Genomic DNA, 21229 nt, shown 5'->3' on the forward strand with positions numbered 1-21229 from the left:
CGTTTTCTCACCAGTGAAACCATGCACCGCTGGCAAACAAGGGTTCGCTTTACATGCGTCTGATCCGGGGCCTGACCAACCTGAAACACTTTGCGCAGCAGGCCGACGGGCCGCTGGCCAACGGGTGTGTTGCGACCATCGGGAATTTCGATGGTGTTCACCTCGGGCACCAGACCATTATCGACCAGGTGCATGAGAAAGCCCTCATGCTGGGTGTGCCATCCGTAGTCATGGTGTTCGAGCCCCAGCCGCGCGAGTTTTTCCAGGGCCGGGAAGCACCCCCGCGGCTGACAGCCTTTCGGCAGAAATTTGAATCTCTGCTGGCATCGGGCATTGATATTGTTCTGTGCCTGCGTTTTAACGAGCGGTTTCGCAGTTATTCCGGTATGGGATTCATTGAAGAGGTTCTGATTGACGGCCTCGGCGTTCGCCACCTGGTGGTTGGGGACGATTTTCGTTTCGGTTGCGATCGCGCCGGCGACTTTACATTGCTGCGGGAAGTCGGCGAGCAACGCGGATTCACGGTTGAAAACACCCGCACCGTCACTGTTGGCGGTGAGCGGGTCAGTAGCACCAGAATTCGTAAAGTGTTGGCCGAGAACCGGATTGAGGAAGCCGAAGCGCTTCTGGGGCATTCCTACCGCATCCGGGGGCGGGTGGTTTATGGCCGCCAGCTTGGTCGCCAGATTGGCGCGCCCACCGCTAATGTGTTGCTGCCTCATATGCCGGCTTTGAGCGGCGTCTACGTGGTCAGCGCGGCCCTCGCAGATGGCCGGCTGCTGGATGGTGTTGCCAATATCGGTTTACGCCCCACAGTAGATGGCAAGCAGCCATCGCTGGAGGTGCACCTGTTTGATTTTGCTGGCACACTTTACGGCCAGCGACTGGATGTGGTTTTCCGCCATGCCCTGCGGGACGAAGTGAAATTCGACTCGGTGGATGACCTTAAGCAGCAGATTGCCCGTGATTTCCATGACGCCCGGGCGTGGATTGCAGACCATGGCTCCTCAGCCACCGGACACTGACCGACATTTAACAACCTGAGCTACGCACCATTACCATGAGCGACTACAAGCACACTCTGAATCTGCCTGAAACCGCCTTTCCAATGCGCGGTAACCTCGCCAAGCGTGAGCCGGATATGCTCGAACGCTGGCAGGAGCTGGATGTCTACGGCACCCTGCGCCAGCAGCGCGAAGGCCGGGAGAAGTTCATCCTTCACGATGGCCCTCCTTACGCCAACGGCAGCATTCATATCGGTCATGCGGTGAACAAGATTCTTAAGGACATGATCGTCAAGTCCCGCAGCTTTATGGGCTACGATGCCCCTTATGTGCCTGGCTGGGACTGTCACGGCCTGCCTATCGAGCACAAAGTCGAACAGGAAATCGGCAAGGCCGGGGTGAAGGTGGACTACAAGACCTTCCGTCAGGCATGTCGTGATTACGCCACCAAACAGATTGCAGGCCAGAAAGCCGATTTTATCCGCCTGGGTGTGATGGGAGAGTGGGAGAAGCCCTACCTGACCATGGACCCGAAAGTGGAAGCCGGCATTGTGCGGGCACTGGGCAAGATCATCGCCAAGGGACACCTGGTTCGCGGGTTCAAGCCGGTTTACTGGAGCGTGGTTGGCCAGTCTGCGCTGGCCGAGGCGGAAGTGGAGTACCAGGACAAGGTTTCGGTGCAGATTGACGTGCGCTTTACCGCGGTTGATCAGAAGAAGGTGCTTGACCTGTTCAGCACGAATAAAGGGCAGGGTGATGTCTCGGTAGTGATCTGGACCACCACCCCCTGGACCATTCCTGCCAACCAGGCGGTGTCTATCCACCCCGAGCTGGAATACGCGCTGGTACAGACAGACACCGGTAACGGTACGGAGCGCCTGATTGTGGCCGCAGAAATGGTCGACAGCATCATGGCCCGCTGGGAGGTCGAAGATTTTGAAGTGCTGGCGACAGTGGTGGGCGAAAAGCTGGACAGGCTGGCCGTGCGGCACCCGGTTTTCGACAAGCAGGTCCCGCTTGTCCTGGGCGACCATGTGTCCACCGATGCCGGTACCGGTGCCGTTCATACAGCCCCCGACCACGGCATTGAAGACTTTGAAGTGGGCAAGGCCTACGGCATTGACACCATCAGCCTGGTCAAGGCGGATGGTACCTACACCCAGGCGGCTGGCGAATTTGCCGGAGTACACGTCTACAAGGCAGACGACCCGGTGTGTTCAGCGCTGGAACGCGAAGGCAAGCTGGTTCGCGCTGAGAAGTTCAGCCACAGCTACCCCCATTGCTGGCGTACCAAAACACCGCTGATCTACCGCGCTACGCCCCAGTGGTTTATCAGCATGGAAAAAGAAAATCTACGAAACGATGCCCTGGAAGCCATCAAGGGCGTTCGATGGGTACCGGGCTGGGGCCAGAACCGCATCGAGGCAATGTTCAAACAGTCTCCGGACTGGTGCATCTCCCGCCAGCGTACCTGGGGCGTGCCGATCACCCTGTTTATCCACAAGGAAACCCAGGAGCTGCACCCGGATACCCAGAACCTGATTGAAGCAGTGGCGAAAGAAATCGAGAAGGGCGGCATTGACGCCTGGTATGACATCGACACTGCAGACCTTCTGGGCAGCGATGCCGGCCAGTATGAAAAGGTTACCGACACCCTGGATGTGTGGTTTGATTCCGGCGTAACCCATGAATCTGTGCTGCGCCCGCGTGCGGAGCTTGGGCAGTTCCCGGCGGATATGTACCTGGAGGGCTCTGACCAGCACCGTGGCTGGTTCCAGTCATCCCTGAAGACCTCCATCGCGATGAACGGCGTGGCGCCATACAAACAGGTGCTGACCCACGGCTTCACCGTCGATGGTAAAGGTCGCAAGATGTCCAAGTCCCTGGGTAATGTGATCGCGCCCCAGGAAGTCATGAACGAACTGGGCGCGGATATCCTGCGCCTGTGGGTGTCTGCCACCGATTACAGCGGTGAGATGACGGTATCAAAGGATATCCTTAAGCAGACTGCGGATGGTTATCGCCGTATCCGTAACACCGCCCGCTTCCTGCTCAGCAACCTCACCGGGTTTAACCCTGAGCAGCACGCGGTGGCTCCTGAAAACATGATTGCCCTGGACCGCTGGATGGTGGACAAGGCCCTGCGACTTCAGGAAGAGCTGCATGAGGACTACCAGAACTATGCCTTCCTGCGTATCTACCAGAAGGTGTACAACTTCTGCGAGGCGACACTGGGTGGCTTCTATCTGGACATCATCAAGGACCGCCAGTACACGACCCAGGCCGACAGCCGCGAGCGCCGCTCCTGCCAGACCGCCCTGTTCCACGTAGCGGAAGCACTGGTGCGCTGGATTGCGCCGATTCTGAGCTTTACCGCTGATGAAATCTGGCAGCATCTGCCGGGTAAGCGCGGTGATACCGTGTTCTATGAGACCTGGTATGAAGGGCTGACCGCGCTGCCTGACAACGTAGAACTTGGCCGCGAATACTGGAGCCGGATCTACAGTGTTAAAGAAGCGGTGAACAAGTGCCTGGAAGAGGCACGTGGCCGAGGCGAGATCAAGGGCTCCCTGAGCGCGGAGGTTACGCTTTTCTGCGAAGGCGATCTGGCAAAGGATCTGAACTACCTGGGCGAAGAGCTGCGCTTTGTGCTGATTACCTCCGAGGCGGCCGTGAAACCGATGTCGGAAGCCGGTGATGCTGAGCAGGCCTCTCACGAGGGTCTGCTGGTGAAGGTGGCTCCCGCAGGGTATGCCAAGTGCGAACGTTGCTGGCACCACCGGGCGGATGTTGGCCAGAGCGAGCAGTACAGCGATCTCTGTGGCCGCTGTGTAACCAACGTGGAAGGGCAGGGCGAGACCCGCTCCTTTGCCTGATGGAAGCCGGACTGTGGAAAGCATAATGAACAACGCGGAAGCAACCGGTTCCAAACTCCGCTGGCTCTGGCTGGCGGTACTGGTGATCGCGCTGGATCTCGGAACCAAGGCCATGGCGACCGCCATGCTCAGCTATGGCAACCCGGTACCGGTGATGTCGATGTTCAACCTGACCTTGCTGCATAACACCGGCGCTGCCTTCAGCTTTCTGGCGGGTGCTGCAGGCTGGCAACGCTGGTTTTTTGTTACCCTGGCGCTGGTGGTCAGTGTGGTACTGGTGTTCTGGCTCAAGTCCCTGCGTCACCATGAAACCTGGTCGGCTATTGCCATCGTATTAATCCTAGGCGGCGCCCTGGGCAACGTGTATGACCGTGTTGTTCATGGCTATGTAGTCGACTTTCTGCACTTTTACTGGAACGATTATCACTTTCCCGCCTTTAACATTGCCGACACTGCTATCACTATTGGCGCGGGCATGATGATTGTCGACATTTTTCGCAAGCCCCGGGAGCCCGACGGTGATCCGGAGTGAAGGAAGACAGGAGCGATAGCTGCCAATGAAAGAACTTCCGATAGATCAGGGTACCCGCGTCACTCTTCATTTCGCATTGAAGTTCAGTGATGGCGAAGTCATTGATTCCACCTTTGAGAAAGAGCCGGCGACGCTGGAGATTGGTGACGACAATCTGCCGGAGAATTTCGAGGCCTACCTGATGGGCATGAAAGCCGGAGAGCGTAATAGCTATGAAGTGCCGCCGGAGAAGGCCTTCGGGCAGCATAATCCCAACAACGTGCAGACCTTCAAGCGCAGTGAATTCAGCGCCGATATGGTGTTGGAAAAAGGCGTGATGATTTCGTTCGCGGATGCGCGCCAGAGCGAGCTTCCGGGTGTGGTAAGGCGCGTGGAGGGTGATCAGGTTGAGGTGGACTTTAATCACCCTCTGGCGGGGCGTACACTGACGTTTGAAGTGGAAATTATTGATGTGGAGCCTGTTGGGGCTGCTCATTAACCGTATCTTGGCCTGGCAGCTTGGGTGCATGTCAGCCTGCGGGAAGAGCTGTCCCGGGATACGCTGTGAATACGTCCGTGTACGCTCGACAAAAACATCCCTGTTTTTGACGATCCCGGAACAGCTCTTCCCGCAGTCTTCCGCAAACTTGTTTGATATCTCAGGGCAAATCTATGCAAATCCGACTCGCTAATCCTCGTGGCTTTTGTGCAGGTGTAGATCGCGCAATCGAAATCGTGAACCGTGCCCTGGACGTGTTTGGTGCGCCGATTTATGTGCGTCATGAAGTTGTGCATAACAAGTTTGTGGTGGATAACCTGCGTGAGCGCGGGGCTATTTTTGTCGACGAACTGGAAGAGGTGCCGGACGACAAGCTGGTGATTTTCAGCGCCCATGGTGTCTCCCAGGCCGTTCAGAATGAGGCGGCCCGGCGGGGTCTTAAGGTTTTTGACGCCACCTGTCCGCTGGTGACCAAGGTTCACCTGGAAGTGATGAAATATAGCCGTGACGGGCGTGAATGCATTCTGATCGGCCACCATGGCCACCCCGAAGTGGAAGGCACCATGGGGCAGTACGATCACAGCAATGGCGGCGAAATCTATCTCGTGGAAGACGAGAAAGACGTTGCCGAACTGGCTGTAAAAGATCCCTCGAAGCTGTCATACGTTACCCAGACCACACTGTCCATGGATGATACTGCCCGTGTCATCGACGCCCTGCGTGCGAAGTTTCCGGAAATTCAAGGCCCCCGCAAGGATGACATCTGTTACGCCACCCAGAACCGTCAGGATGCGGTGAAGCAGCTCGCGGGCGACTGCGACCTGATGCTGGTGGTGGGCTCCCCGAACAGCTCCAACTCCAATCGTTTGCGGGAACTGGCAGAGAGGATGGGTACCCCCGCCTATCTTATCGACGAAGCCTCCCAAATAGATCCACAATGGCTGGAGGGTAGAACCTCCATTGGCGTAACCGCTGGTGCCTCGGCGCCCGAAGTGCTGGTAAATGATGTGATCGCCAGGCTGAGGGATCTCGGTGGTTCTGTGCCAGAGGAAGTGTCTGGCCGTGAGGAGAATATTGTGTTCTCCATGCCCAGGGAGTTGCGGATTGATGTGGTGGAGGTGTCCTAAGCGGCGTTGGCGTGACTTCAACGTGTGACTTTGGTCACAACCCTTTCCCTATAACAGCCACTTATCTTCATATTTATACCACTCGTCGTATCGACCTAGTGTGGCTTATTGTTGTTCGATATTGTGAAACTGCTTAATGTCGAGGCCAGCTATGCAGAATTCCAAAGGTTTTACTCTTATAGAACTATTAATAACAATTGCTGTTCTGGCGATTATCCTCGCGTTTGCAGTGCCCTCGTTTGTGAATTTGATTGAGAATAGCCGCGTAACCACCCAGTCCAATACGTTGTTGGGAGCCATCAATCTTGCGAGAAGCGAGGCGGTAAAGCAGGGGATTCCTGTGTCAATTCAAAACGAACCGGGTGGCTTTGTTGATGGATGGTGCGTTATTTCCGGTGGCCTTGACGGTTGTCAGAATGCTCGAGATAACGCTCTGATGCTCCGTGAGTTTCCTGCCTTGGAAGGGGTGGCAGTGAGCCAGGGTGGTGTCGCAGGGATAACCTTTGATGCGAGAGGGTATCAGTCTGTACCAGGGGCTAATGTGCAGATTGAATTGGAGCCACCCGGATGTGTCACCGGTGACAACCGTATGAGAGTCGTATCAGTATCGGTTGCCGGGCGCGCATCAGTTGATTTGCAGGCATGTAATTGAGGGTTGGACGAATGAAAAAAGGCTACTGTTGTGCACGGCTGGAGGCACAGGCCGGTATCGCCCTGATCGAAGTTCTAGTGGCTGTGCTTATTCTTGGTGTCGGCCTTCTTGGTATGGCCGCCATGCAGGTACAGTCAAGTCAAATGACCAACGGTGCAGAGCAGCGAACTCAGGCGGTGTTACTGACCGCAGATCTGATGGACAGAATCCGGGCAAACAGGGCGAGCCGCGCAGATTACGATGGTCTTGAGGTTGATCCTGATGACACGGCCTGCGCAACCGACTTTACTCCCAATGCAGCGGCCTCGGTCAGTGCGAACGACATTGCGGAGTGGTCAAATCTTGTTGTTTGTCTGCTGCCTGAAGGCTCGGCAGCGGTGACGGTCAACAACGCGACTGGAGAGGTTACCGTGACGGTGGACTGGGTAAAACAGGATCCTGACGGTACTGCGGTGAATCTCAGGACGGTAATATAAAATGGTAAAGCTTCTTCCCCTCTCAGGTTCACGCACACGTTTTCCCGCCAACCGAAGAAGAATGGCTGGTCTCTCTCTTATAGAGTTGATGATTGCATTGCTCTTGGGCGTCATTCTGACCCTGGGGGCCACTCAGGTGTATCTCGGGACGAGTCAAACCTATCGGTTGACTGATGCCATTGCACATGCACAGGAGAATGTCAGGTTCGCAACCTCAATGGTTCAGCGAGATGTACGAGGAGCGGGTGGGCTTGCGTGTCTGCAAGACACCAGTGGCGTTACCATCAAGCTGCAGGGAACCAGGGTAGTTCCCTTAGGTGACGGTATTTTGGGATGGGAGGCTTCTGGTACCGGGATCGGTGCTGAGCATGATGCCGAGGATGAGTTGGCTGCTGATGCTTCCGGCTGGTCTGAAGGCGCGGGAACGGGCGTCTTCCCAGCAGAGTTGACCGGAGAGGTTGTCGCCGGTACCGATATTCTCATTGTGAACAGTATTGAGACGTTGCCAGTTGAAGTAACGGGCAGTTCAAGTGGCCGAATCGACATAGACGATGAATCCGGCATTCCCCAGGGAAGAATAATCCTAGCTGTGACTGATGATTGTTCTGCTGGCGAGTTATTCCAGAAGGCGAACACGGCAACAGCCAATTCGGTCACAATAGCCGGCTCTGGTTTTGATCCCGGAAATAGCCCCTCGACTTTTGCTTTGTCCTACGCAGGAGGGGCAAAAGTCGCTGCACATAGCACGGTGGCCTATTACATAGGTATTGGCGCTTCCGGTGCTCCCGCTCTGTTTCGCCAGCGCCTGGACACGGAGCCTGAAGGTCCCCAGGAGATGGTCGAGGGTGTGGAGTCCATGCAGGTTCTGTACGGAGTGTCTACTGGCGTCGTGAAGCGGGCGGACACCTATGTAACAGCTGACAATGTGGGCAATTGGCAAGATGTCGTTAGTGTTCGTGTTGCATTTCTCGCACGAAGCAATGATGGTGCGAACAGTGAAAATGTCACCCGGACTTTTAATCTGTTAGGTACCGAGGTCACTTCAGAAAATGACCGTCGAGCCCGCCTGGTTGCTGTATCCACCATTGGTATAAGAAATCGTTTGGAGTAATGGCATGAATATTAACGATTACTCTCAATGTTCACAGTCAGGCAGCGCTCTCATTGTTTCGCTCATTATGTTGCTGCTTATTTCGCTGATTGGTGTTGGCAGTATGCAGGGCACAATACTGCAGGAGCGAATGGCGTCCAATCTACACGACAGAAATATTGCTTTCCAGGCAAGTGAACGCGCGCTCAGAGTCGGAGAGAATTGGCTGGCTGGGTCAGCGGGGACCGCCATCACCAGTGACCGACTTGATACCCCGGAGAGCTGGGACGGCACGGCGGACGGAGGGGTTACTGTCGCAGCGAATGATGATCAGTTGTCGGCTGATCCCTCATACCATACGGGCTGGGTGTCTGATTTTTGTCCCGGCCTGCAGGCAGGAGCTCCGTGTTTTGAGCGATTTGCAGTGACATCAAGGGGGCAAGGCGGTACTGATACATCCGTGGTCATTCTGCAATCCATGTTTATGCCCCAACCACTTTAACTGAAAAGAGCAACCTTCAATTTTATGAAGGAGAGGGATGTGATGAAAAACAAAATTGTTCGAAACGTAGTTCCCAGGAGCCTCAGTGTTGCTGTGGCTAGTTGCCTTTTCAGTCTGATAACCGTTAATTCCGCGTTGGCTGCCCCGGTGGAGATAGCGGACGTGCCCCCGTTTCTGGGTGGGTCGGTCGCTCCTAACATCATGTTCATTATCGATGATTCTGGCTCAATGCAGTTCGAAATGCCCGAAACAAACGATGATCGAGCCACAGAGTATCTATTTCCTCCAGTTAGTAACATGTACGGGGATGGTATATATACTCGCAACATTTTCACTTTTAGTGAAAACAATCGTTACAGTCGGTATTTTCGCTCCTCGGACAATAATCCATTTTTCTATGACCCTACACAAACCTATGAACCCTGGTTCAAAGGCGACAGGTCGCAGTGGCCTGATGCTACACCAAATGCGGCGTATTATTTCCCCGGACGAACTGCATCGGGAACACTAAACCTGATCTCAGAGCGAACATACGATGATTGGGTCGAAGATGATGGGGATTACGAATATAACGATAACCGAAACTATTGGCCGATCACTTATTACAAGCTGCGATCACCCACTGCAGATCCTTGGGATAAGGATAGTTATTTCGAATACGAAATCAGGGGCTCGACTGGGTATGTGAAAGACCTGGGCTCGGGTAACCGGGTTTCTGTGACTGAATTCGTACACGATGGTGTTACGCGAACTGTGGCAGAAGAGGCACAGAACTTTGCGAACTGGTTTTCCTACCACCGTTCTCGAACTTTATCTGCCAGAGCAGGTATCGGTGCCGCTTTTTCTGAGCAATCCGAGGGCATGCGGGTTGGTTATGGTCGGTTGAACAAGGGTTCTGGCGATGTAGATGGTGTAAATACGTCAGTAATAGTAAATGGCGTACGATTGTTTAAGGATACCGATCGGGAGAATTTCTTTACACGTCTTTACACTGACGAAGTTCCTAACGCTGGCACGCCTCTGCGTAACGCGCTTTACCGAGCAGGTAAATACTACGAGCGCTCTGATAATGCCGGTCCCTGGGCTGCGGAACCAGGTGGTAATAATAACGCAGATCACCTTGAGTGCCGGCAATCCTTTACGATTCTGATGACAGATGGTTACCGCAGCGGTTCATTGTCAACGGACCTGGGGAATGTTGATGGATCTGACGGCGACAGCATTGGCGACTACCAATACGAACCTGCCTCCCCATTTGAAGATGACTACAGCAATACCCTGGCCGATGTTGCCATGCACTTCTGGGCACGGGATCTCCGTGAGGATTTGCCGAATGATGTCCCGGTAAGTCAGAAGCAGGGAAATATTGATCCAGCGTTCTGGCAGCATATGGTAACGTTCGGGGTCGGTTTGGGTGTGACAGGGAGCATAGACCCAACCTCAGCGTTCAATGCAATCAGCACTGGCGATAATATCGATTGGCCCAACCCCAACAATGATACCGCGAAAGTGGATGATTTGCTGCATGCTGCCGTTAATGGCCGGGGTGGATTCTTTAATGCCGCAGATCCCGAAACGTTCGCAACCCAACTTGCCAGTGTTCTGTTTGATATCGTGTCCCGTGTGGAGGAATCGTCAACCTCTGCAGCAGCGAGCTCTGCCGTGTTGCGCGAAGATGCTCTGAGTTTCTCCGCCGGCTTTCGGAGTACAGACTGGAGCGGCGCGCTACAAGCAGCGGAGATTCTACCAGGAGGGGGTCGTGGCAGGCTGATTTGGGATGCAGAGTACGGTCTCGAAAGCAAAGGGGCTGCCGGCCGCAACATATTCACTTCCTCGGCGGGCTCGGGGACATCACTGAATACTCTCGGCAGCTTGTCCTCGGTTCAGCGGGATGCACTGAATACTGGCCTTGATGGCACAGTTGACGGGCTCGGCCAGGATCGTATCGATTGGCTGCGTGGGGATAACGCTGCAAACGCCGGATTCAGGGATCGGATGTATGCACCGTCCGACGGTGGCATGGATCGATTGCGCCTGCTAGGGGACATTATCGGTTCAGATCCCCAGTTTGCTGGCAAGACCAATTTCGGCCATCGTCGCCTTCCAGGCGTGGAAGGCAGCTCCTATGCGACATATCGTGCAAGTTCGGATTATCAGGATCGCGCCGACGTAATTTATGTGGGTGCCAATGATGGTTATCTGCACGGCTTTGATTCCCTGACCGGTGAAGAACTTCTAGCCTATATGCCGAGTGAACTGCTGGAACCCGCTGAGGGCTCAGATTTCGCGCAAATCAATTCCCTGATTGATCCCGACTATGGTCATCGCTACTTCGTAGACGGAACACCTACGATTGGTGACGTCTATATTAATGGCCAATGGAAAACAATACTGGTCGGGACGATGGGGGCCGGTGGCAAGACCGTATATGCTCTTGATGTAAGTGATCCCGAGAACTTTGGCGCGAGCGACGTGCTCTGGGAATTCACTGATTCTGAGCTGGGGTATGGAGTTGAAGCGCCGCAGATTGCTCGGTTGCCATCTGGAGAATGGGCGGCGATCTTTGGCAATGGTTACAATAGTGATTCGAATGAGTCTGCGATATTTATCGTTGATATTGCGGACGGTTCATTGATTGCCCGAGTAGAGACCGGTGAGGGTGATTCCGCAACGCCCAATGGCATGGCAACCCCTGTAGTTCTTATCGACCAGAGTAGCGGTATCGCGAAGGCTACTTACGCAGGAGACCTACTGGGTAATCTATGGCGAGTGGACCTGACAGCCGGCAACATGAGTTCGAATGGTGCTAGGGACAAACTCTTCACCGCAGAATCGACTGATGGCACACGTCAGCCGATTACTGCCGCTCCTTCACTGGCTCTTGACCCAAACGGGGGGCCTGGCGAACTTGTTGTGGTATTTGGCACAGGATCCTATTTCCGTGTAACCGACAGTGGGGACAATCAGGTTCAAAGCCTCTATGGCATTTTCGATGATGGCTCGGCCAGCAATGTTGGTCGCGACGATCTGCTGGAACAGGAAATAACTACCCAAACACAGACCAATTATCAGGTTGATAGAGATGGGGTGGTGTCAACTGAATCAGTAGACGTGCGTGTCATATCAGATAATACACTGGGAGCCACGGACGAGGGCTGGTATGTGGATCTCGATACCTCGTCCGGAGAGCGGGTTATCAGTCGTGCGTCATTTCCGTCAGGGTTTCCGGTGAAAAGGGTGCGATTCAGCACACTGATTCCAGATAATAACGATTGCGGTGGTGGTCGCGACGGTTATCTGATGGATATTGACTTGTCCACCGGCGGACAGACTGATGACGCTGTATTCGATCTTAACCGGGACGGCAAATTCGGTACCGCCGATGCTTCTGGATCAGAAGTCGTGAACGGTATTAAAGGAGTGGTGTCAGGGGAAGAAATCCGAGTAGTTCTCGATAATCGAACAGACCTATTTGTAGACTCGGTGATTGAGGAGCTATCTGATGATTACGAGGGTCCTGTCGATCCGACGCCCGATCCCGATGACCCCGATGGCGACGATGGAGATGGCGACGGGGGGGAGCCTCCCTGTGAGGGGCCTGCATGCGGGGATGCAGAGGGATACAATTTTGGGCGGCAAAACTGGGAAGAGTTACGTTAATTCAGGTGCCGCGAAATAGCGTGTAGTTAGAGTGTTCTATGTCATTCATATAGGTGGCTATTTCAGATGTTTAGAAAAACGCAGTTAATGAAATCGGCACGCGGGTTTACTCTTATTGAGCTTATGATCGTTGTGGCCATTATTGGCATAATTGCCGCTATTGCAGTGCCGAGCTATCAGCAATATGTCGAGTCCACTCGGCGAACCACAGCACAGGGAGATTTGCTTGAATTGGCACAGTTCATGGAACGTAGGTATACGAACGGCTACGACTATAGGGATGCAGGAGGTAATGCACCTGCCCTACCTTTTACCACCCAACCCAGACAAGGTGCAGCGGTGTTCTATAACTACGGATTCCAGGGAGCTGTTGGCAGGACTACTTTTGTCCTGCAAGCAACCCCAGCTGGAGGCCAGACGAATGATGATTGTGGCTGGCTGCGTATTGATGAGTCAGGCGTAAGGACCAGTGAATCCGGCGATGCAGATTGCTGGTGACGTTCTTAAAGATATGATGTGAACGGTTTTAGCTACACGAGATGGTTGTGCCGTCACTTTTGTCGACAATATTGTCGCCATCCATGTCTTGGGCAAATCTCACGCGTCCCGCAAAGTTCATGATCAATTGCCGTATAAGGTGCTTCTCGTGGGGGTTTGGGGGGCAGTAGGTCACGTTGCCCAATGTGCCCTTCGCTTCTCCTAAAGGGCCGAACTGAAAATACCTTCGATTATTCGGGGCAGGCTGGAGAGTACCTGCCGAAGGGGCTTTTATCTGCTTTAGGGTTATCTCGTCATTTGTTAGCGACCGACTGTTATCCGGGTCTCGGAAAACAGAAAGCTCTAGATCCCAAGAGTTTCCGCAACGGTTAGCAGCGTCAAGGGGGCAAATCGTGACAATAGAGCCACTGGTAATTGCCTCACTCCTTGCTAGCTTGAATAACTGATAGACGCTTTGTATTGCATGCTGTCCCCTCTTGGTTTTTATGAAATCGAGAGAGTAGGAAGTTGCTGCAAAAGTCACGATGGATAAAATGGTCAGGGCAACACATAGTTCGATGAGAGTTAGGCCGCTCTCGCTTTCAGGGCGTATCATTTTTCATCCTTGAATTAATGAATTACATAGAGCATCCTGCTCTACTTCCTTAGTTTACCTCATACGAACATTTTATTAATAGCAGGTTTATTTGATCTGTTGATGTTTGAGGCGGCGTCACTCCATCCCCAACTTCTTCAACCGATACCGCAATGCCCGGAAACTGATCCCTAGTCGCTTGGCCGCCGCCGTCTTGTTCCAGCGGGTGGCCTCAAGAGCTTTCTCGATGGCCTGCCGTTCAATGGATTCCAGGTAGTTCTCCAGATCAATTTCGCCTTCGGGGAGGGTCAACGAATCCTGTTCTGTAGCCGCACTGCCCGCGTTGCTTGAAGCGGATAGCCCTGTAGCAGCCGGGCCGTTACCTATGTGCAAGTCTTCCGGCCCGATCAGGTCGGCATCGCAGAGGGTAAAGGCGCGCTCCAGAATATTCTCCAGCTCACGGACGTTGCCGGGGAAGTCATGATCTTTCAGGCGTTCAATCGCATCGGGGGTTAGCGATGCGGGTTCGCATTCGTATTCCCGGGCAATGCGTTCGAGGATATGGTTCGCCAGTAGGCTGATGTCATCCGGCCGGTCCCTCAGCGCCGGTACCGGAAGCTCAATGACATTGATGCGATAGAACAGGTCCTGGCGAAAGTTGCCTTCCTGAACAAGCCCCGGCAAGTCTTTGTGGGTGGCGCTGAGCAGGCGAATATCTACCGGCACCTCCCTGGTATCACCCACTGGCCGGACGGCCTTCTCCTGGATCGCTCTTAGCAGTTTTACCTGCATGGCCAGTGGCAGGTCAGCAACTTCATCGAGAAACAGGGTGCCACCATCAGCTGACCGGAACAGGCCATCCTTGTTATCAACTGCGCCGGTAAAGCTGCCTTTCTTGTGACCGAAAAATTCGCTTTCCATCAATTCAGAGGGGATGGCGCCGCAGTTCACTGCAATGAAGGGATGGTCACGGCGCGGCCCCTGCAGATGAATCATGCGGGCCACAAGCTCCTTGCCACTACCCGATTCGCCACTGATGAAAACCGGTGCCTGGCTGCGGGCCAGTTTGCGCACCTGATTCCTGAGGCGTTTGATTTCAGCTGAGTTTCCCAGCAACAGGCCTGGCTCATCAGTGGCGGTTTCGACATCGGATTCCGGTTCTGAGAGTTTCAGGGCGCTGTTAACGAGTTCCCGCAGACGCGGCAGCTCAACGGGCTTGGAAACAAAGTCGAACGCGCCGGCTTTGAGAGATTCGATGGCGGTGTCCATGTTGCCGTAGGCGGTGATGACAGCCACCGGGGTGCAGGGGGTGTGGTGCTGGATCCACTGCACCAGCTCGATGCCATTGCCATCCGGCAGGTTCATGTCGGTCAGGCAGAGCTGTGGCCGGTGCTCACCCAGAAGCTTTTTGGCGCTGGTGATATCCGGCGCGGTCAGCGTGTGAATACCCATTCGGGTCAGGGTAATTTCAAGAAGATCCCGGATATCGGGTTCGTCGTCTACGATCAGCGCTGTGTGAGTGGTCATTGGATTGTTGTCGGTTCCGTGTCGTTGCTCAGGCTACCGGGCTTCCGGATGGTCATATCATTCGCCCGTGGTGGGCAAACGTAATGCGGAAACAACAGCCGGATTGGTTGTTATCTACCAGAGACAGGTGAGCCTGGTTAGCCTCGCACAGTTCCCGTGCCAGATAAAGGCCAAGGCCCGTCCCGCTTTTGTCAGTTGTGAAAAAGGGCTCAAAAACCGATACCCGATGCTCCGGAGCAATGCCGGGGCCAAAGTCGCGAACGTCCACATAGGATCTCTCGCCGTCAGCCGTGGCCCCGGCGTAGAGTTCGATCCTCCGTTGGCCGGTGGCCTGCTCGCTGTAGCGTAGTCCGTTGTCGCAAAGGTTCACCATAACCTGTTCGATCTGGCTCACATCGAAGCGGGCCTGGGGCAGGTTGGCTTCTGCTCTCAAACCGATATCTGCAGCCCCCTGATGGTCATTATCCTGGGTCTGGAGGTAATCGTCACGAAATGCTGAAAGCCAGTGATTTACATCGACGAGGTCGGAATTTGCGGCGCGGCGCCGGGACAGGTCCAGAACGTTTTCAATGATGCCGTTGACCCGTCGGGAATGCCGTTCAATGATATCCAGCATTCTTCGATCGCCATCCTCAAGGTTAGGGGATTCCCCCATGAGCTGGGACGCGTGGCTGATGGCCCCAAGCGGATTGCGGATTTCGTGGGCGATGCCCGCGGTCAGCCGGCCCAGGGAAGCCAGTTTCATCTGTTGGGCCTGCTGCGTCACTTTGCTCATGTCATCAATGAAAACCAGAATCTGGTCTCCCCGTTGCTGGTCAAGCTGGGTAAAATTCACCTGCACCATTGGCGAGGTAGGTGTTGCCTGAAACGGGTCGGTTCTGCGGCTTGGGTCTTTCAGCCAGGCCTCGAGACCCAGGCGCAATGGTTGGGGCAGGGTCCGTCCCCGGCTGGGCAGGGGGCTGGCGTCTTCACCGGCGATCCCAAATAGCAGCTCTTCGGCCGCGGCGTTGGCAAGGCGGATATGCCCGAACCGGTCCAGAACAAGAATGCCCGTGCGCATGCGCTGGATGATCTGGCGGTTGATCTGTTCCAGTTCGGCGATGCTGCGGGCCCGGGAACTGGCAAGTGCCTCACTGCGCAGCATGCGCCGGGAAATGTACTGCAGTATAAAGGCGGCTGCGAAGTAGAGGATGCCCAACGAACCAGCCCGGACAATTTCATCGGCCGAGCTCCCGAATACCATGACGGACCAGGTAGAAATGCCAAGGGAGCAGATCGCACCAAGCGCGGCATAGAAAGTGCCAATTCGGGTGGGCGTCAGGATATTTCCGGCCGCCACGGAGACGATCACCAGATTGGCCAGGCCGTTGGTAATGCCGGTACTCGTTAGCAAAAGTGCGTGGAGGACCAGGATGTCCATCAGGATCGATACGGTGATATGCCGGCTTCGCGGTTGGAAGCCTGCCAGCATTATCAGTGTGATAAAGCCGTTGATGGCCAGATAGGTGACAACACCGGCCTGGTAGTAATCCATGGCCCGGAAACGGGAATCGAAGTTGATCGGATCAACGAACAGCAGCCCTACCAGGATAATACTGACCACCACCCGGTAATGATTGTAGATACGGAAGAGTCTGCCCACCTGGGTGGCCGGAGGGGCGTCCGCGGTCGGATGAAGATCAGTTGTCGATGTTTTTGCCATAATCCGATGGGTATCCCGGGAGAATTCTTATGCTCAGCGGGGTTATAATAGCCTTTTAATGGCAATGAGTTACAGGAGCTGCGTTATGTCCGTGCAAAAGGATGAATCACCCTGCGGTCAGGGGCCCGGAAAGCTGAGAGTGGTCATGGCGCAGCTTGATTTCCTGGTGGGTGATATTCCCGGCAATACCGGCAAGGTGATTGAGGCGACCCGGCGTGCGGGCGCGGAACATCAGGCCGATCTGGTGGTGTTTCCTGAGCTTTGCCTGACCGGTTACCCGCCAGAGGACCTCCTGCTGCGTCCAAGCATGGATGTGCGTATGGCCGAAGCTTTTGAGTCGCTGCGTAACGCTGACCTTGGCCCTGCTATTGTTGTAGGGGCACCCGTCAGGGAGGGCGCGCTGTTGTATAACGCCGCCGTGGTTATTGATGGCGGGAAAGTAACCGGCCGCTATTTCAAGCGGTTTCCGCCCAACTATCAGGTTTTCGATGAAAAGCGTTATTTCGCCGATGGCGCCGATACCCTGGTGATGGATATCCGCGGAGTGCCCGTGGGTATCACTGTGTGTGAAGACATCTGGAGTGATGGCCCGGTGGAAGACGCCGCCGCCGCGGGTGCGAAGCTCATCATCAACCTGAATGCGTCACCCTACGACATCGACAAGCAGAATCGCCGCAAGGCATTGATCGAGCGCAAGGCGTGCCAGAACCGGGTCAGTATCGCCTATGTCAATCTGGTAGGCGGTCAGGACGAGCTGGTCTTCGACGGCGGTTCAATGGTCTACGACCATTCAGGTGCGCTTGCGGCAGAGGCGCCTCAATTCAGCGAGGGGCTCTATCCGGTGGAGTTCATCTGCGAGCACCACTGTCAGCCGATTGTCCAGCCGGCTATCACCGAGCCGTCTCTGGAGAAAAACGTCTACAGGGCACTGGTGCTGGGTGTGCGGGACTACGTCAACAAAAACGGATTCAAGTCAGTGGTTCTTGGTCTGTCCGGGGGCATTGATTCGGCAGTGACGGTTGCCATCGCGGTTGATGCGCTGGGGGCCGACCGGGTGCGAGCGGTGATGATGCCCTTCCGGTATACCTCTGGTATGAGCATTGAAGACGCTGAGGCGGAAGCGATTGCCCTGGGCGTTCAGTACGATGTGTTCTCCATAGAGCCAATGTACGATGCCTTCATGGAAACCCTGGCTGCCCCGTTCGAAGGCACCAGCCCGGATACCACCGAGGAAAACCTGCAAGCAAGACTGCGGGGCGTATTGCTGATGTCGCTGTCCAACAAGTTTGGCTCACTGGTGCTGACAACCGGCAATAAAAGTGAAATGGCGGTAGGGTACTCGACGTTGTACGGCGATATGGCCGGGGGGTTTGATGTACTCAAGGACGTTCCGAAAACCCTCGTGTTCCGTCTTGCCTGGTATCGCAATAGCGTTTCGCAGGTTATCCCGGAGCGAGTCATCACGCGCCCACCGTCAGCGGAACTGGCGCCGGATCAGAAAGACGAGGACAGCCTGCCGGGTTACGATGTGCTCGACCAGATACTCAACCTTTACGTAGAGCGTGATCTGAGTGCGGACGCTATCGTTGCGCAGGGCTTTGACCGTGCGGATGTGGACAGGGTTGTGCGTCTGGTGGACATCAACGAATACAAGCGCAGGCAGGCGCCCATCGGTGTAAGGATTACCGAGCGAGGGTTTGGCAAGGACCGCCGCTATCCCATTACCAATGGCTGGAAAAGCGGCAACTGATTATTCATCACCCATGAGGCCGAAGGTGACGACGCTGGACAATGAGCGGTCCTTGCGCTTGAGGACGTCGGCCTGAAATTCGCCATCGTCATTGAAAGCGGTACTTTCCGGAAAATTATCCTGCAGCATGGCGACGGCATCGGCTGAGGCTTTTTTAAGGTCCATGAAGCGGAAAGTCTCGGCCATAATGATCATCGCTTCTTCCACAGAAGGCGTGGTGGAGTAGTTTTCCACGATAAAACGCGCCCGGTTGTTGGCAGCAATATAGGCTTCGCGGCTGATGTAGTAGCGGGCGGCAAAGAGCTCCAGCTCGGCCAGACGGTTGCGGATGGCAATCATGCGCTGGCGGGCATCGGGAGCGTACTTGCTGGAGGGGTAACGGTTGAGCAGTTCTGAGAAGTCACGGAACGCCTGGCGCTGTTCCCCCGGATCTCTCGCTGCAACGTCAATCGGGAAGTATCTTGCCGCAAGGCCGATGTCCAGATTGTAGGATGCCAGGCCGCGCATATAGAGAGCGTAATCGGCGTGATCGCTTTGGGGATTCAGGCGCAGGAAACGATCCGCCGCCGCGCGGGCGCCCTCCAGATCCAGATTCTGGTAGCGGGCATAAATCAGGTCCAGTTGGGCCTGTTCCGCATAGCGGCCGAACGGATAGTAGGTCTCGAGGAAATCGAGGTTCCGCTCCGCTTCGTTGAAGTTGCCTGAGTTCATTGCATCCCGGGCATTCTCGTAATAGGTTTCTTCCGGCAGCACTTCTTCCTGCTGGTTTGAGGCACACGCACCGATCATCAGCGCTGTGATAGTCACTAGCAGTAATCGAACAACTGTTCTCATGCCGGAATCCCGTATAATGGCGAAAATTCGAATGGTGGGCCATTGTAACGGGGATCTGCTTCCTTGTGCAGTGGCACTCGCAACCGATTGGAAAATTCTGACTCAAACGTAACACTCATTACTGGCCCCGGGGGCTTAATGTCATCTGAAAACCGTATTATTGCCAGCTTCTCTGTTCCGCCGGAGCACAGTGACCGCCGCCTGGACCAGGCGGCGGCGGAGCTGATGCCGGAGCATTCCCGGTCAAGACTGCAGGGCTGGATTAAAAGCGGGGCTCTGACGGTGAACGGGAAAGCCTGCAAGCCCCGCGACAAAGTCATGCTGGGGGACAAACTGGAACTGGATGCTGAGCCAGAGGCGCAAGTCAGTTGGCAGGCAGAATCGATTTCCCTTGATATTGTCTATGAAGACGAGCACCTGCTGGTGATCAACAAGCCGGCGGGGCTGGTGGTTCATCCCGCCGCAGGACATGCTGACGGCACCTTGGTTAACGCATTGCTCAACCATGCTCCGGAGGTGGAAAACCTGCCGCGAGCCGGGATTGTTCATCGTCTCGACAAGGATACTTCCGGAATCATGGTGGTGGCCCGCAGCCTGATAGCCCACACCTCACTGGTTGATCAGTTGCAAACCCGCACCATGGGGCGGGAGTACGAAGCCATCGTTGTGGGCACGCTGACAGGGGGCTCTACAGTGGACGCGCCAATTGGCCGCCACCCTCGCGAGCGTAAGAAGATGGCGGTGGTACCTACTGGCAAACCGGCGGTTACCCACTATCGCCTGATTGAGCGATTCGCCGCCCATACCCATGTGCGGTGCAAGCTCGAAAGTGGGCGCACGCATCAGATCCGGGTTCATATGGCGCATGTAAAGCACCCTTTGGTTGGCGATCCCCAATACGGCGGGCGACTTCGACTCCCCAAGGGAACAACGGACGAGTTGCGAGATGTACTGGCAGGATTTCAACGCCAGGCCCTCCATGCCCGCCAGTTAACGCTGGAGCATCCCCGGACGGGAGAGCTGATGAGCTGGGAAGTGCCTTTGCCCGAGGATATGGAAGCGTTGCTTGCTGCGCTTCGCAAACATGTCAGGGATCTGGAGAACAATGACTTCTGAGTTGCCACTAATCGTCCCGGACTGGCCGGCACCTTCCTGGGTGCGGGCGGCATGCACCACGAGGGGCGGCGGGGTCAGCCAACCGCCCTGGAATTCGCTGAACCTTGGTGCTCATGTGGGCGATAACCCTGACGATGTTTCCAGGAATCGTGCATTGCTCGAGCAATGGGCTGGGCCCGGCGCTCAGTCCTTCGGTTGGCTGAAACAGGTCCATGGCAGCAATGTCGCATTACTGCCTCAGGCGGGGGAGGTGACAGCCGATGCCAGCGTCACTACCCAGCCCGGATCGGTGTGTGTGGTCATGTCGGCGGATTGTTTGCCAGTGTTGTTCTGCGATCCTTCCGGAGGCCGAGTAGCCGCAGCCCATGCCGGCTGGCGCGGACTGTGTGACGGCGTTCTGGAACGGACCGTGGAGCGCCTGGGCAATCCCGCGGCGATCCTTGCCTGGCTTGGGCCTGCCATAGGCCCCGATCAGTTTGAGGTCGGTGCTGAGGTCAGAGAGGCCTTTGTACTGAACGATCCCCAGGCAGCCGTGGCGTTTGTGCCCAGTCCCCGGCATTCCGGGCGTTATTTGGCCGATCTGTATGAGTTGGCCCGGCAAAGGCTGGCAGCTGCCGGCGTCCTCCAGGTATACGGTGGCGGGTTCTGTACGGTAACCGACAGTAAGCGTTTCTTCTCCTTCCGGCGGGACGGCCAGACCGGAAGGATGGCGAGCCTGATTTTCATTTCATGATGCCCGTCAATTTTCTGACACTTCGTGCCTGTGTCCGCTTGAAGTCCTGCCATTCGCCCCTACATTAACTGTCAAAGCAGAGAAATTGCCGCCGGCGC

Annotated in this window: 18 protein-coding genes; 14 read left to right on the forward strand and 4 right to left on the reverse strand. The window is 55.4% G+C overall.

What is annotated here, in order from left to right:
- Positions 1 to 53: 53 nt before the first annotated feature.
- From ribF to ABJM11_RS08440, 11 genes are all read left to right on the forward strand, one after another.
- Positions 54 to 1025 carry a bifunctional riboflavin kinase/FAD synthetase gene (gene ribF, locus ABJM11_RS08390; protein ID WP_348296920.1) on the forward strand — a complete coding sequence of 324 codons (972 nt, stop codon included), beginning with the start codon at positions 54 to 56 and terminating at the stop codon, positions 1023 to 1025.
- Between the two features lie 35 nt (positions 1026 to 1060).
- Positions 1061 to 3880, forward strand: a complete 2820-nt coding sequence (gene ileS / locus ABJM11_RS08395; RefSeq protein ID WP_348296921.1) for an isoleucine--tRNA ligase — start codon at positions 1061 to 1063, stop codon at positions 3878 to 3880.
- A 25-nt stretch (positions 3881 to 3905) separates the two neighbouring features.
- Complete coding sequence (gene lspA / locus ABJM11_RS08400; protein ID WP_348296922.1) at positions 3906 to 4412, forward strand: signal peptidase II; 507 nt, start codon at positions 3906 to 3908, stop codon at positions 4410 to 4412.
- 25 nt (positions 4413 to 4437) lie between these two features.
- The gene (gene fkpB, locus ABJM11_RS08405) at positions 4438 to 4890 is read left to right on the forward strand and encodes an FKBP-type peptidyl-prolyl cis-trans isomerase (protein WP_348296923.1); all 453 of its coding nucleotides are present in this window, start codon (positions 4438 to 4440) and stop codon (positions 4888 to 4890) included.
- Positions 4891 to 5063: 173 nt separating this feature from the next.
- The gene (gene ispH, locus ABJM11_RS08410) at positions 5064 to 6017 is read left to right on the forward strand and encodes a 4-hydroxy-3-methylbut-2-enyl diphosphate reductase (RefSeq protein WP_348296924.1); all 954 of its coding nucleotides are present in this window, start codon (positions 5064 to 5066) and stop codon (positions 6015 to 6017) included.
- 151 nt (positions 6018 to 6168) lie between these two features.
- Positions 6169 to 6669: a GspH/FimT family pseudopilin gene (locus ABJM11_RS08415; protein ID WP_348296925.1), complete on the forward strand. Its 501-nt coding sequence runs from the start codon at positions 6169 to 6171 to the stop codon at positions 6667 to 6669.
- Positions 6670 to 6680: 11 nt separating this feature from the next.
- Positions 6681 to 7145, forward strand: coding sequence for a type IV pilus modification protein PilV (gene pilV, locus ABJM11_RS08420; protein WP_348296926.1), 465 nt, complete (start codon positions 6681 to 6683; stop codon positions 7143 to 7145).
- A gap of 1 nt (position 7146) precedes the next feature.
- The gene (locus ABJM11_RS08425; protein ID WP_348296927.1) at positions 7147 to 8256 is read left to right on the forward strand and encodes a PilW family protein; all 1110 of its coding nucleotides are present in this window, start codon (positions 7147 to 7149) and stop codon (positions 8254 to 8256) included.
- Positions 8257 to 8260: 4 nt separating this feature from the next.
- Positions 8261 to 8737 carry a PilX N-terminal domain-containing pilus assembly protein gene (locus tag ABJM11_RS08430; RefSeq protein WP_348296928.1) on the forward strand — a complete coding sequence of 159 codons (477 nt, stop codon included), beginning with the start codon at positions 8261 to 8263 and terminating at the stop codon, positions 8735 to 8737.
- 42 nt (positions 8738 to 8779) lie between these two features.
- Positions 8780 to 12397 carry a PilC/PilY family type IV pilus protein gene (locus ABJM11_RS08435; RefSeq protein ID WP_348296929.1) on the forward strand — a complete coding sequence of 1206 codons (3618 nt, stop codon included), beginning with the start codon at positions 8780 to 8782 and terminating at the stop codon, positions 12395 to 12397.
- Between the two features lie 66 nt (positions 12398 to 12463).
- Positions 12464 to 12895: a type IV pilin protein gene (locus tag ABJM11_RS08440; protein ID WP_348296930.1), complete on the forward strand. Its 432-nt coding sequence runs from the start codon at positions 12464 to 12466 to the stop codon at positions 12893 to 12895.
- 28 nt (positions 12896 to 12923) lie between these two features.
- Here the strand turns inward: ABJM11_RS08440 and ABJM11_RS22490 are convergent, their stop codons facing one another.
- The 3 genes from ABJM11_RS22490 to ABJM11_RS08450 form a co-directional block, all read right to left on the reverse strand.
- On the reverse strand, positions 12924 to 13490 hold the full coding sequence (locus ABJM11_RS22490) for a GspH/FimT family pseudopilin (RefSeq protein ID WP_407069981.1): 567 nt from the start codon (positions 13488 to 13490) through the stop codon (positions 12924 to 12926).
- A 117-nt stretch (positions 13491 to 13607) separates the two neighbouring features.
- Positions 13608 to 14996, reverse strand: a complete 1389-nt coding sequence (locus ABJM11_RS08445) for a sigma-54 dependent transcriptional regulator (protein ID WP_348296931.1) — start codon at positions 14994 to 14996, stop codon at positions 13608 to 13610.
- A 52-nt stretch (positions 14997 to 15048) separates the two neighbouring features.
- The gene (locus ABJM11_RS08450) at positions 15049 to 16698 is read right to left on the reverse strand and encodes an ATP-binding protein (RefSeq protein WP_348296932.1); all 1650 of its coding nucleotides are present in this window, start codon (positions 16696 to 16698) and stop codon (positions 15049 to 15051) included.
- Between the two features lie 85 nt (positions 16699 to 16783).
- Here ABJM11_RS08450 and ABJM11_RS08455 point away from each other — a divergent pair, with 85 nt between their 5' ends.
- Entirely contained in the window at positions 16784 to 18448 is a 1665-nt protein-coding gene (locus tag ABJM11_RS08455; RefSeq protein ID WP_348296933.1) for an NAD+ synthase, read from the forward strand.
- Here the strand turns inward: ABJM11_RS08455 and ABJM11_RS08460 are convergent, their stop codons facing one another.
- Positions 18449 to 19282: an outer membrane protein assembly factor BamD gene (locus tag ABJM11_RS08460; protein WP_348296934.1), complete on the reverse strand. Its 834-nt coding sequence runs from the start codon at positions 19280 to 19282 to the stop codon at positions 18449 to 18451. It abuts the gene before it with no gap.
- A 138-nt stretch (positions 19283 to 19420) separates the two neighbouring features.
- Between ABJM11_RS08460 and rluD the strand changes: the two genes are divergently transcribed.
- Positions 19421 to 20398, forward strand: coding sequence for a 23S rRNA pseudouridine(1911/1915/1917) synthase RluD (rluD, locus tag ABJM11_RS08465; RefSeq protein ID WP_348296935.1), 978 nt, complete (start codon positions 19421 to 19423; stop codon positions 20396 to 20398).
- Positions 20388 to 21131 (forward strand): peptidoglycan editing factor PgeF, encoded by a 744-nt coding sequence (gene pgeF / locus ABJM11_RS08470; RefSeq protein ID WP_348296936.1) that lies wholly within the window; start codon positions 20388 to 20390, stop codon positions 21129 to 21131. Before rluD ends, pgeF begins: the two co-directional genes overlap by 11 nt.
- Positions 21132 to 21229: the final 98 nt, after the last annotated feature.

The sequence above is a fragment of the Marinobacter sp. genome (genome assembly GCF_039977835.1).
Taxonomy (GTDB): Bacteria; Pseudomonadota; Gammaproteobacteria; order Pseudomonadales; family Oleiphilaceae; genus Marinobacter.

Excerpts from the sequence above, each read along its gene's own strand:
- ribF (WP_348296920.1), top strand. The coding sequence starts at position 54 with ATGCGTCTGATCCGGGGCCTGACCAACCTGAAACACTTTGCGCAGCAG.
- ileS (WP_348296921.1), top strand. The coding sequence starts at position 1,061 with ATGAGCGACTACAAGCACACTCTGAATCTGCCTGAAACCGCCTTTCCA.
- lspA (WP_348296922.1), top strand. The coding sequence starts at position 3,906 with ATGAACAACGCGGAAGCAACCGGTTCCAAACTCCGCTGGCTCTGGCTG.
- fkpB (WP_348296923.1), top strand. The coding sequence starts at position 4,438 with ATGAAAGAACTTCCGATAGATCAGGGTACCCGCGTCACTCTTCATTTC.
- ispH (WP_348296924.1), top strand. The coding sequence starts at position 5,064 with ATGCAAATCCGACTCGCTAATCCTCGTGGCTTTTGTGCAGGTGTAGAT.
- ABJM11_RS08415 (WP_348296925.1), top strand. The coding sequence starts at position 6,169 with ATGCAGAATTCCAAAGGTTTTACTCTTATAGAACTATTAATAACAATT.
- pilV (WP_348296926.1), top strand. The coding sequence starts at position 6,681 with ATGAAAAAAGGCTACTGTTGTGCACGGCTGGAGGCACAGGCCGGTATC.
- ABJM11_RS08425 (WP_348296927.1), top strand. The coding sequence starts at position 7,147 with ATGGTAAAGCTTCTTCCCCTCTCAGGTTCACGCACACGTTTTCCCGCC.
- ABJM11_RS08430 (WP_348296928.1), top strand. The coding sequence starts at position 8,261 with ATGAATATTAACGATTACTCTCAATGTTCACAGTCAGGCAGCGCTCTC.
- ABJM11_RS08435 (WP_348296929.1), top strand. The coding sequence starts at position 8,780 with ATGAAAAACAAAATTGTTCGAAACGTAGTTCCCAGGAGCCTCAGTGTT.
- ABJM11_RS08440 (WP_348296930.1), top strand. The coding sequence starts at position 12,464 with ATGTTTAGAAAAACGCAGTTAATGAAATCGGCACGCGGGTTTACTCTT.
- ABJM11_RS22490 (WP_407069981.1), bottom strand. The coding sequence starts at position 13,490 with ATGATACGCCCTGAAAGCGAGAGCGGCCTAACTCTCATCGAACTATGT.
- ABJM11_RS08445 (WP_348296931.1), bottom strand. The coding sequence starts at position 14,996 with ATGACCACTCACACAGCGCTGATCGTAGACGACGAACCCGATATCCGG.
- ABJM11_RS08450 (WP_348296932.1), bottom strand. The coding sequence starts at position 16,698 with ATGGCAAAAACATCGACAACTGATCTTCATCCGACCGCGGACGCCCCT.
- ABJM11_RS08455 (WP_348296933.1), top strand. The coding sequence starts at position 16,784 with ATGTCCGTGCAAAAGGATGAATCACCCTGCGGTCAGGGGCCCGGAAAG.
- ABJM11_RS08460 (WP_348296934.1), bottom strand. The coding sequence starts at position 19,282 with ATGAGAACAGTTGTTCGATTACTGCTAGTGACTATCACAGCGCTGATG.
- rluD (WP_348296935.1), top strand. The coding sequence starts at position 19,421 with ATGTCATCTGAAAACCGTATTATTGCCAGCTTCTCTGTTCCGCCGGAG.
- pgeF (WP_348296936.1), top strand. The coding sequence starts at position 20,388 with ATGACTTCTGAGTTGCCACTAATCGTCCCGGACTGGCCGGCACCTTCC.